The following is a 9,965-nucleotide window of genomic DNA, read 5'->3' on the forward strand; positions in this document are numbered from 1 at the left end:
TCGTCGTCGGTCAGGCAGGCCGACCGGGCGGGGCGGCGAGCAGCCCGGCCGCGGCCAGGTCGTCCCACAGTTCCTCGGGTACGACGATCCCGGACCGTCGCACCGTCTCGACCGCCTGCGCCTCGTTGCGGACGCCGACCACCGTCGACACCACGGCCGGGTGCCTGCGGACGAAGGCGAGGGCCGCCTGCGGCAGGGTCACACCGTACGTCTCGCAGACAGTGGCGATCCGCCGCGCCCGCTCGATCAGCGCCTCCGGGGCCTGCTGGTAGTTGTAGACGGCGTCGGCCGGCGGCCGGTCCCGCGAGAGCAGCCCCGAGTTGTAGACGCCAGCGATGACCACGCCCACCCCCCGGTTCTCGGCGGCCGGCAGCAGGTCGGCTGCCGCGCCCTGTTCGAGCAGGGTGTACCGCCCGGCGCACATCATCACGTCGACGTCGGTCTCCCGGACGAACCGCGCCAGCATCGCCGACTGGTTCATGCCGGCGCCGATGGCGCCCACGACGCCCTCGTCCCGCAGGTCGATCAGGGCGGGTACGGCCTCGTGCGCGGCCTGCTCCCAGTGGTCGTCCGGGTCGTGCAGGTAGACGACGTCGATCCGGTCCAGCCCGGTCCGCTCCAGGCTGGCCTCGATGGAGCGGAGCACGCCGTCGCGGCTGAAGTCCCACACCCGCCGGTGGGTCGCTGCCACGTCGAACCCGTCGGAGTCCCGCAGGTGCGCGTCCTGGGGCGAGGGCACCAGGAGTCGCCCGACCTTCGTCGACACCACGTACTCGTCGCGCGGCCGTTGGCGCAGCGCGGCACCGAGGCGGCGCTCGGACAGCCCGAGACCGTAGTGCGGCGCGGTGTCGAAGTACCTGACGCCCGCCTCCCACGCGGCGTCGACCGCCGAGGCGAACTCCTCGTCCGTCGTCGTCCGGTACAGGTTGCCCGCCTGCGCCGCGCCGAAGCCCAGCTCGGTGAGCCGTAGCTGCGGGCGGCGCGGCAGTGCGCGCGCCATCATGACGGCCCCAGCCCGTAGACGCGGCGTGCCGTCCCGCCCCAGACCGACGCCTGGTCGGCCCCGTCCTGGCCCTTCAGCAGCTCCGCCAGGGTGTCGACCCACCGCTGGTACGAACTGGCGAGCAGACAGACCGGCCAGTCCGAGCCGAACATCAATCGGTCCGGCCCGAACGCGTCGAGGGCGTCCTCGACGGCCTGTCGGAGGTCGGCCGGCGTCCAGTGCGGGAGCGGCACCTCGGTCACCAGCCCGGAGAGCTTCGCTGTGGTGTTGGGCGAGGCCGCCAACGACCGCAGGTCCCGGCCCCACTCGGCCATCTCCGGACTGCCGAGTGCCGGCTTGCCCAGGTGGTCGAGGACGAAGTCCACCTCGGGCAGATCGCGCGTGAGACGCGCGGCCATGGGGAGCTGGTGTTGGCGTACCAACAGGTCGAAGACGAGGCCGGCGGCACCCACCGCCGCGATCCCCCGACGGACGTCGGGACGGTCCAGGTACGCCGGGTCGCTCTCGGACTGCACGAGGTGGCGGATGCCGACGAGGCGTTCCCCACCTCGGGCTGCCCGCAGAGCGTCGAGGCGCTCCGCGACGTCGGCGGCGGTCAGGTCCACCCAGCCGACGACCCCACTGACGACTGTGTCCTCGGCCGCCACTCCCAGCAGGTCGACCGTCTCCGTGTCGGAGGCGATGGACTGCACCACCACTGTCGCGGTGACCCCGGCCGCCCGGGCCAGCGGCGCGAGATCGGCGGGTTCGAAGTCGGCGTCGATGGCGGCCATGGTCACCGGGTCGATCCACGGCTGCGGGTGCCGGGCGCGGACCCAGAGGTGGTGGTGCGCGTCGACGATCCCGGTGCGCCCGGGCTCCTGTGCGCCAGTCATCGGCCCAGCCAGCCGCCGTCGACGGGCAGCACGACGCCGTTGACGTAGTCCGACGCGGTCGACGCCAGGAACACCGTTGCGCCGCCGAGATCGTCGGCCCGGCCCCACCGTCCGGCCGGGATCCGGCCGAGGATCGCCTGGTTGCGGTCGGGGTCGTCGCGCAGCGCCTGGGTGTTGTCGGTGGCGATGTAGCCGGGCGCGATGGCGTTGACGTTCACCCCGTGGGCAGCCCACTCGTTCGCGAGCGCCTTGGTGAGGCCGGCCACACCCGACTTCGACGCGGCGTAACCGGGGACGGTGATCCCGCCCTGGAAACTCAACAGCGACGCTGTGAAGATGATCTTCCCTCGGCCGCGCTCGACCATCGTCCGGCCAATCTCCCGGCTGAGGATGAACTGGCTGCTGAGGTTCACCTCGATCACGTGGTCCCACATCTCGTCCGGGTGCTCCGCGGCCGGGGTCCGGGCGATCGTGCCGCCGTTGTTCACCAGGATGTCGACCGGCCCGAGAGCGGTGATGTCGCTGGCCAACCGGTGCACGGCCGCCCGGTCACCGAGGTCCGCCCGCAGCGCTGTGAACCGGCGGCCGGTGGCGCGCACCCGGCGTTCGACCTCGCTGCCCTCCGCTTCGAGCTGGGCGGAGACGCCCACGATGTCGGCGCCGGCCAGGGCCAGCGCCTCGGCCATGGCGAGGCCGATACCGCGCCGCGCCCCGGTCACGACAGCGGTCTGGCCGGACAGGTCGAACAACGCCGTCACTGGTTGACCTCCCGCACATCGAGCAGCACCTTCATCACGCCGCCACCCTCCAGCGCCTCGAAGGCCGCGCTGGCCGCCTCGACCGGCTCGACCCGGGAGATCAACTGACGTGCCGGGATGGCACCCGAGGCTACCAACCGGATCGCCTCCACCATGTCGTCGCGCTGATACAGCCGGGCACCCAGGAGCTCCAGCTCACGCCAGAAGAACCGGTGCAGGTTGACCTCGCGGGGCTGAGGATGGATCGCCACCATGACCAGCCGCCCGCGAGTGGTGAGGACATCGACAGCCGTGGTGACACCGGCCGGTGAGCCGGACACCTCGAAGGCGATGTCGGCGCCCGCGCCATCGGTACGGTCGTTGACCAGCGCCACGACGTCGGTCGCTCGCGGGTCGACGGCCTCGATCCCGATGCCCTCCGCCACCTCGCGTCGGAACGGGTCCGGCTCGACGAGGAGCACCCGCGCGCCACGGCCCCGCGCGACGGTGGCGATGAGGACGCCCACCGGCCCACCACCGACCACTACCACCTGGTCGTCGGCGGTCACGTTGCCCCGGCGGACGTCGTGCACGGCGACCGCCACCGGCTCGACGAGCGCCGCGTGGTCGAGGGGCAACTCCTCCGGAAGCGGCAGAACCAGCTCCACCGGAACGGTCCAGGAGGACTGCATGGCACCCGGTGAGTCGATGCCCAGGAAGTTCATCGCGTGGCAGACGTGGGAGTTGCCCCGCTGGCAGGCGGCGCAGCGCCCGCAGGGCCGGGTCGGCATCACGGTGACGGCCTGACCGATGTTCCAGCCGGTCACGCCCTCGCCGATGGCCGCGATCCGCCCGGACATCTCGTGCCCGATGATCGCGGAGTCACCAACCCGGGCGTCCATGTCGCCGTGGTAGATGTGCAGATCCGTACCGCAGATGCCGGTGTACGCCACCTCGATCCGTACCTGGCCGGGGCCTGGTGGCTCCGGGTCGCGGTTCTCGATTCCGAGGTGTCGCGCTCCCCGGTAGACGACTGCCTTCATCGTTCCTCCGTCTCGACGGTCGGTACGTCGGTCGTGCCGACCGGGCATGGTCGTGGGTGCACCGCCGTCGCGATGCACCCACGCCTTACCTGTTCTGGTTGTCAGCTCAGTGCCGAACGGTCGGCGACACCTCGTTGTGGGAGTTCAGCGACACGACAGGCACCTGGCGGGTGGGGATCACCCCGTCGACCCCGGCCAGCAGCCGTCGTCCGGCCCGCTCCGGCCGGACGTTCGGGCTGTCGGCCGTCTGCGCCTGCGGACGGCGGTTGACCGCCCGGATCCGCTCCTCGTCCACCCGGACCCCGAGCCCGGGTGAGTTGCCGAGGATGAAGGCGCCATCCTCGACGTGCAGGTCGATGGAGACACCAACGGGTGAGTGCAGGTCCTGCAACTCGCTGGTCAGGTGGTTCGGCACCGAGGTCGCGGCGTGCAGCAGCCCGACCGGGCTGTTGCCGATCGGGCTGACCGGCAGATCGTGGGCGTGGGCCAGTGCGGACGCCCGCAGGAAGTGGGTGACCCCCCAGACAGCCGCCATCTGGACGATGTCGACCGCGCCGGCGGCGATCAGCGGACGGTACTGTTCGAGCCCGGTGAGGTTCTCACCGGTGGCGACCGACGCGGACACGCCTCGGCTGACCGCTGCGAGACCCTCGGCGTCCCAGCGCCGGACCGGCTCCTCGATCCAGATCAGATCCAGGGTGCGTTCCAGTTCGCAGACATGCCGGACCGCCTGCTTGCGGGTCCACGCCTCGTTGACGTCGAGCATCAGGCCCGGCCGTCGACCGTGCCCGGCCTCGGTCAGGACCTCCTTGACCAGGCTCAGGCGGTGCCGATCCCGCTCGATGTCGAGGCCGCCCTTGAGCTTGGCAGCTCGCAGGCCGTGGCTGGCGTAGACCTCGTACTCCGCGACGAGTTCGTCGTCGGTGAGCCCGATGTCCAGCCCGGACGCGTAGGCGGTGACCCGCCGGTCCCGTCCGCCCAGCAGCCGCCACAGCGGCTCGCCTGCGGCCTGCGCCTTGATGTCCCACAGCGCGGTGTCCAGAGCGCCGATGGTGCCGAACACCGGCCCCGCGTGGCCAGCCTTGAAGGTGTGCCGCAACATGCGGTCGTACAGGGACGTCACGGCCCGGGGGTCTTCACCCTCGATGGCTGGGAAGATCCGCTCGATCTCGACGTGCGGCCCGAGGCCGACTCCCGAGATGCCCTCGTCGGTGTCGACGATGACGATCGAGACCGGGACCACCCCGTCGGCGAACACACCGTTGGCGTCGCCGACTGGTCGGCCCCATTCCTGGACCGTGGAGAGCGTCCGATATCCCGTGATCCGCATGTCAACCCTTCGTGGAACCGGCGGCCACGCCGTCGGCAATTTGGCGCTGGAGGAACAGGTAGACCAACAGGACGGGTATCGCGGCGATCAGCACCCCTGAGGCGAAGGTGGGGATGTTGTCGGAGTACTGCCCGCGCAGCGAGGTCACCCCGATCATGAGCGTCCGGTGATCGGCCGAGGGCATCATCACCAGCGCCATGAGAACGTCGTTCCAGCAGAACAGGGCATTGAGGATGCCGACCGACAGCAGCGCCGGGGTGCCCAGCGGCAGCATGATCCGGCGGTACACGCCGTACACGGTGCTGCCGTCGATCCGTGCGGCGTCGACGATCTCCGGCGGAATGCCCTTGTAGTAGCTCGTCATGAGAAAGACCGTGAAGGGCAGGAACTGGGCCACGTAGACCAGGATCAGGCCCGGGTACGTGTCGATGAGCGCGGTGTCCGCCATGATCCGGGCGAGCGGCACCATGATCACCTGGAACGGGATGAAGAGCCCCGCGAGGCAACCCAGGAACAACGCCGACGAGCCACGGAACCGCAGTTGGCTCAGGGCGAAGCCGGCCATCGACCCGAACAGCAGCAGCAGGAGCACCGACACCGTCACCACGAACAGCGAGTTGACGAAGTAACGGCCCATGCCGACGCTGTTCCACGCCGTGCTGATGTTCTCGAAGCGCAGGGCGTCGGTCAGGCCGAACCGGTCGAGGATGTAGTCACGCCGGGTCTTCATCGCGACGTTGGCGGTGAACAGCAGGGGGTAGATCGTCGCCAGGGCGAGCAGCGACATGGGGATGGCGACCAGCCACCGTCCCAGGCGGAGGCGAGACATCAGTCCTCCTTTCCGGATCGTTCGAGCAGCTTGATCTGGAGAAGCCCCACGACAAGCATGATCATGAAGAGGATCGTCGAGGCTGCCGACGCGAGAGCCGGACGGTTCATCTGGCCCTGCTGCTTCCAGATGTAGAACTCCGGCAGGTACGTCGACCCTTCCGGCCCGCCACTGGTCATGATGTAGAGGAGGCCGAACATCGAGGTCAGCATCCCGATCATCGTGGTCACGAAGACGAACTGGATGGTGCGCGAGAGAGCCGGGATGATCACGTGCCAGACGACCTGGCGGAGCGTCGCCCCGTCCACCCGGGCGGCGTCCAGGAGCGCGGCGTCCAGCGTGGCGAAGCCGGCGAGAAACACCACCAGGGCCATCCCGAAGGTGGCCCAGATATGCACGCCCACCACCATGAACATCGCGATGTCCGGGTCACCGAGCCAGTCCACCGGACCGACACCGAACGACCCGAGCACGGCGTTGAGTGGGCCGTCAAAGGCGAGCAACAGGTTGAAGATCGCACCGACGATGACCGGCGACAGCACCGCCGGGAAGAAGTAGACGCTGCGGTAGAAGCGGTGGCCCGGCACCCGAAGGTAGATGAACGTCGCGAGCAGACCGGGGATCGCCACCGCCACCGGCAGCAGAAGCACCAGCAGGCCGACGTTCTTCAGCGCGGTCTGGAACAACGGGTCGGCGAAGAGCTCACGGTAGTTGCCGAAACCGACAGCCGTCCCGTTCTGCTCACCGTCGCCGGTGAAGGAGAAGTTGACGCCGAGGAGCAGCGGGTAGAGCCGCAGCAGCACGATGATCAGGACGGCCGGGAGGACCAGGATGTAGGGGGCGTATCGCTCGGCCCTCAGGCCACCACGGGTGCGACGGGGTCGTGCGCCACTCCGATGCGCGGCGGGGGTGACCGCCGCCCCGCCGGCCCGTCCGGCCGAAGCCGGACGGACCGACGGTTGCGTGTTTCCCATCGGCACGAGGTCAGCCCGCCTGGTCGGAAGCGGCCAACTGCTTCACCACCTCGTCGACGGTGATCGACCCGCTGAGCAGCTGCTGAGAGAGGCGCCCCATCAGGTCCAGCGTCTTCGAGGAGAGCGCCACGTGCAGAGCGGGCTTGCCACTCTTCAGCTCGCTGACGAGCGTGCCGACGGCCGGCCCGGCCTGCGACACGTCGATGGTGGTGTCGGCGGCGATCGCGCCGGCGTCGGCGTAGAAGGCCTTCAACGCGTCGGCCGAGCTCAGGGCGCGCACCAGGTCGGCCGCCACCTTCGGGTCCTTCGTCCACTTGGCGACCGCGTAGCCGATGCCACCGTCGTACGGGAGGGTCGGGGTCGTGCCGGCGGTGACGACCGGGGCCTTCATGACGCCGAGCTTCTCCGGGGTGAGGAACTCGTTGAAGTCCTGCCAGTGCCCCACGTCCGACATCAGACCCATGACGTGGGCGGCCTTGCCGGACTGGAAGAGCGCGAACGAGTCGTTGAACATGGCGGTCGAGTTGGCCCCGTCGCTGTTCATCTTCTTGTCGCCGGCCTCCTTCCAGGTCTGGAAGATCCGCTTGACGTTGGGCGAGTTCCAGTCGCGCTTGCCGGCGATCCAGGCGTCGTACTCCGCGGCGGTGAGGGTGGTCGAGCCCAGGCTGGAGAGCCAGAACTGGATGCCGACGCCCTCCTTGTTGCCGAGGGCGAAGCACTTGGCGCCGGCCTTGGCGATGGCGGCGCAGTCGGCGACGAACTTGTCCCACGTGGTGGCCGGGCTCGCCGGGTCGAGGTTCGCCTTCCGGTAGATCTCCTTGTTGTAGTAGATGGGGTAGCCCTGGAGCGTCACCGGGGAGGCGTAGGTCTTGCCGTCCTTGGCGAACGCCTCCCAGCCGGCCAACCGCTGCTTGTCCTCGGCCACGTAGTCGTCGAGGGGCACCAGCGCGTCCACCCGGTCGCGGATCTGGCCACCACCGTTGAACAGCATGACGTCCGGGCCCTTGCCGGACTGGATCGCCGCACCGAGCAGGGTGTAGTACTGGTCGAAGGGCTGCGCGACGAACTCGACCTCGACGTCGGCGTGCTTCTTCTTGAAGTCGGCCTTGGCCTTCTCCAGATAGGATTTGGCGAACGGCTCGCCGGACTTCCAGTCCCACACGACCAACTTGCCGTCCGAGCTGGTTGACTTGCCCGAATCGCTAGCACTTCCACAACCGGCCAGGGCCAGGCCCACAACGAGGACGGCCGACCATATTGCGCGCTGTCTCATCGATTGTCACCTCTATATGGGGGGTGGCCGGCGGGTGTCCCGCGAGCCAAATGTTGACCGGAAGGTAACTCGTATGACGTGTGACGTCAACAGTCGGCCGTACACTGACCCAGACGTCGTGCCACGGCGAGCCATTCGGAGGGGGACATGACGCCACCGCAGGAGACAGCCCTGAACAGCCCGGCTACCCCGGCGTGGGTGCGTCGGCCGACCAACCTCGCCAGGGCGGTCACCGCCGAGCTGGTGGAGCGCATCGTCCGCGGCGTACACCCGTCCGGGTCGTCCCTGCCTCCCGAACCGATCCTCTGCGAGACCTTCGGCGTGAGCCGGACCGTCGTCCGGGAAGCAGTGAAGATCCTTCAGGAGAAGGGGCTGGTGCAGGTCCGTCAGGGCGCCGGCACCATGGTCACCCCACCGTCACACTGGGACATGCTCGACGAGCTCGTCCTCGCGGCCACCATCGCCGTGGACGACAGCCTCGCCATACTCGACGACCTGGTCGTCACCCGGCGGGTGCTGGAATCCGACATGGCGAACGTCGCCGCCCGCCTCGCCGACAGCGGGACAGTCGATCGACTGCGGGCCATGGTGGACCGGATGGACGAACTCGTCGACGACCACGTGACCTACCACGACCACGACCGGGCCTTCCACGACACGATCATGCAGGCATCCGGGAACCGGATCGCCCGCGGCGTCGTACGCGCGCTGGAGAGCCAGGTCATCAACACCGCCCGGTACATGGGCCGGACCGAACGGGCGTTGTGCGTGGCGTCCAATCAGGGCCACCGACGCATCTACGAACGCATCGCGGCCCACGACCCCAACGGCGCCGCCGAGGCGATGTTCACCCACATCACCGAGGCCTGGTTGGTCCGTCGCAGTGGCTCGGGGAGCCCGGTCCGCCTCGAACGCTGATCATCGCGGGCAACGGACGGCGCCCGCCCCCGAGGTACGGGAGCAGGCGCCGCCAGCTGTGGCCGACAAGAGTCACGAGAACTGGGCGAAGAACCTCCAGATCTCACCCTTGGTCCAGGTGGTGATGCCGCTCTCGGCGTAGGTGCCGTCCACCGGGCCGGGCATGTGGCCGTTGTCGTACGCGGCCCACTGCACCGGGTAACCGGACCGGCAACCCGAGTACGTGGTCGTGACGTGCGTGCGGCTGCCGGCCGCCGGCTCGCGCGGGCTCTGCGCGGTGCAGCCGTTGTTCCGGACGAACGTGTCGCGCAACGCCCGGCCACCCGAGATGCCCAGGACATTGTCCGAGATGCCGTGCAGCCCGAAGTACGCGATGGGCTGCGTACCGCCACTGCAGCCGCTGATCTGCCCACCGGAGATGACGGCGACGGCGCGGAAGACGTTGGCCCGCGCACAGGCGACGGCGTAGCTCATGCCGCCACCCCAGCTGAAGCCGAGCGCGAACCGCTGCCTCGGGTTGACGCAGAGGCTGCTCTCGATCCGGCTGATCATGTCGTCGACGAAGACGATGTCCTCACCGCCGGAGTTGCCCCAGCCGTTGCCGAATCCCTGGGGCGCCACCAGGATCGCGCTGTTGTTCGACTGCTCCTGCTGCCCGTAGTAGGACCACGGGGTCCCGCTGGTGCCGCCGGAGGAGATCTCCTGCATGGTGCCGCCCCGCCAGTGGAAGGCGAAGATCAGCCGGTAGGGGTTGCTGTTGTTGTAGTTGGCGGGCACCCTCAGGATGAAGGTCCGGCTCTTGCCGTTGCTCTGGATCGTGTGCGTGCCGCTGGCCAGCGTCGGCGCCTTGCCGCACCCGCTACCACCCGACGGCGGCGGGTTACTGCCGCCCACCTGGACGAGTTGCCACTGCTGGTTGGTGCCACCCCAGTCGGCGTACTGCACCACGTTCCCACCGTCAGCCGTGGACGCGCCCTGCACCT

General features: G+C 69.3%; 10 protein-coding genes. 1 reads left to right on the forward strand and 9 read right to left on the reverse strand.

Annotated elements, in window-relative coordinates; all coding sequences use genetic code 11:
* Positions 1-10 precede the first annotated feature (10 nt).
* From AB0C20_RS11185 to AB0C20_RS11220, 8 genes are all read right to left on the reverse strand, one after another.
* On the reverse strand, positions 11-1,003 hold the full coding sequence (locus AB0C20_RS11185; protein WP_357181809.1) for an aldo/keto reductase: 993 nt from the start codon (positions 1,001-1,003) through the stop codon (positions 11-13).
* Positions 1,000-1,878 carry an amidohydrolase family protein gene (locus tag AB0C20_RS11190; protein ID WP_357567845.1) on the reverse strand — a complete coding sequence of 293 codons (879 nt, stop codon included), beginning with the start codon at positions 1,876-1,878 and terminating at the stop codon, positions 1,000-1,002. The genes AB0C20_RS11185 and AB0C20_RS11190 overlap by 4 nt, the downstream gene beginning before the upstream one ends.
* Entirely contained in the window at positions 1,875-2,636 is a 762-nt protein-coding gene (kduD, locus tag AB0C20_RS11195; RefSeq protein WP_357181803.1) for a 2-dehydro-3-deoxy-D-gluconate 5-dehydrogenase KduD, read from the reverse strand. Before kduD ends, AB0C20_RS11190 begins: the two co-directional genes overlap by 4 nt.
* On the reverse strand, positions 2,633-3,658 hold the full coding sequence (locus AB0C20_RS11200) for an alcohol dehydrogenase catalytic domain-containing protein (protein ID WP_357181800.1): 1,026 nt from the start codon (positions 3,656-3,658) through the stop codon (positions 2,633-2,635). Before AB0C20_RS11200 ends, kduD begins: the two co-directional genes overlap by 4 nt.
* 106 nt (positions 3,659-3,764) lie before the next feature.
* Positions 3,765-4,988, reverse strand: coding sequence for a mandelate racemase/muconate lactonizing enzyme family protein (locus AB0C20_RS11205; protein ID WP_357181798.1), 1,224 nt, complete (start codon positions 4,986-4,988; stop codon positions 3,765-3,767).
* A 1-nt stretch (position 4,989) separates the two neighbouring features.
* Positions 4,990-5,817 carry a carbohydrate ABC transporter permease gene (locus AB0C20_RS11210; protein WP_238682275.1) on the reverse strand — a complete coding sequence of 276 codons (828 nt, stop codon included), beginning with the start codon at positions 5,815-5,817 and terminating at the stop codon, positions 4,990-4,992.
* A complete protein-coding gene (locus AB0C20_RS11215; RefSeq protein ID WP_238686464.1) occupies positions 5,817-6,791 on the reverse strand; it encodes a sugar ABC transporter permease in 975 nt (324 codons plus the stop codon). Before AB0C20_RS11215 ends, AB0C20_RS11210 begins: the two co-directional genes overlap by 1 nt.
* A 10-nt stretch (positions 6,792-6,801) precedes the next feature.
* Positions 6,802-8,064: an extracellular solute-binding protein gene (locus AB0C20_RS11220; protein WP_357181795.1), complete on the reverse strand. Its 1,263-nt coding sequence runs from the start codon at positions 8,062-8,064 to the stop codon at positions 6,802-6,804.
* 147 nt (positions 8,065-8,211) lie between these two features.
* On the opposite strand from AB0C20_RS11220, the gene AB0C20_RS11225 reads away from it, so the two are divergent.
* Positions 8,212-8,982 (forward strand): FadR/GntR family transcriptional regulator, encoded by a 771-nt coding sequence (locus AB0C20_RS11225; RefSeq protein WP_210781643.1) that lies wholly within the window; start codon positions 8,212-8,214, stop codon positions 8,980-8,982.
* Between the two features lie 72 nt (positions 8,983-9,054).
* On the opposite strand, the gene AB0C20_RS11230 is transcribed toward AB0C20_RS11225, so the two are convergent.
* Positions 9,055-9,965 (reverse strand): glycosyl hydrolase (locus tag AB0C20_RS11230; protein WP_357567846.1); only part of this gene is annotated, 911 nt, incomplete at its 5' end.

Source organism: Micromonospora sp. NPDC048843, assembly GCF_040649965.1.
GTDB lineage: Bacteria > Actinomycetota > Actinomycetes > Mycobacteriales > Micromonosporaceae > Micromonospora > Micromonospora hortensis.

What these genes read in the sequence shown, in the direction of transcription:
- AB0C20_RS11220 (WP_357181795.1), bottom strand. Translation starts at nt 8,064, where the DNA reads ATGAGACAGCGCGCAATATGGTCGGCCGTCCTCGTTGTGGGCCTGGCC.
- AB0C20_RS11205 (WP_357181798.1), bottom strand. Translation starts at nt 4,988, where the DNA reads ATGCGGATCACGGGATATCGGACGCTCTCCACGGTCCAGGAATGGGGC.
- AB0C20_RS11185 (WP_357181809.1), bottom strand. Translation starts at nt 1,003, where the DNA reads ATGATGGCGCGCGCACTGCCGCGCCGCCCGCAGCTACGGCTCACCGAG.
- AB0C20_RS11215 (WP_238686464.1), bottom strand. Translation starts at nt 6,791, where the DNA reads ATGGGAAACACGCAACCGTCGGTCCGTCCGGCTTCGGCCGGACGGGCC.
- AB0C20_RS11210 (WP_238682275.1), bottom strand. Translation starts at nt 5,817, where the DNA reads ATGTCTCGCCTCCGCCTGGGACGGTGGCTGGTCGCCATCCCCATGTCG.
- AB0C20_RS11190 (WP_357567845.1), bottom strand. Translation starts at nt 1,878, where the DNA reads ATGACTGGCGCACAGGAGCCCGGGCGCACCGGGATCGTCGACGCGCAC.
- AB0C20_RS11200 (WP_357181800.1), bottom strand. Translation starts at nt 3,658, where the DNA reads ATGAAGGCAGTCGTCTACCGGGGAGCGCGACACCTCGGAATCGAGAAC.
- AB0C20_RS11225 (WP_210781643.1), top strand. Translation starts at nt 8,212, where the DNA reads ATGACGCCACCGCAGGAGACAGCCCTGAACAGCCCGGCTACCCCGGCG.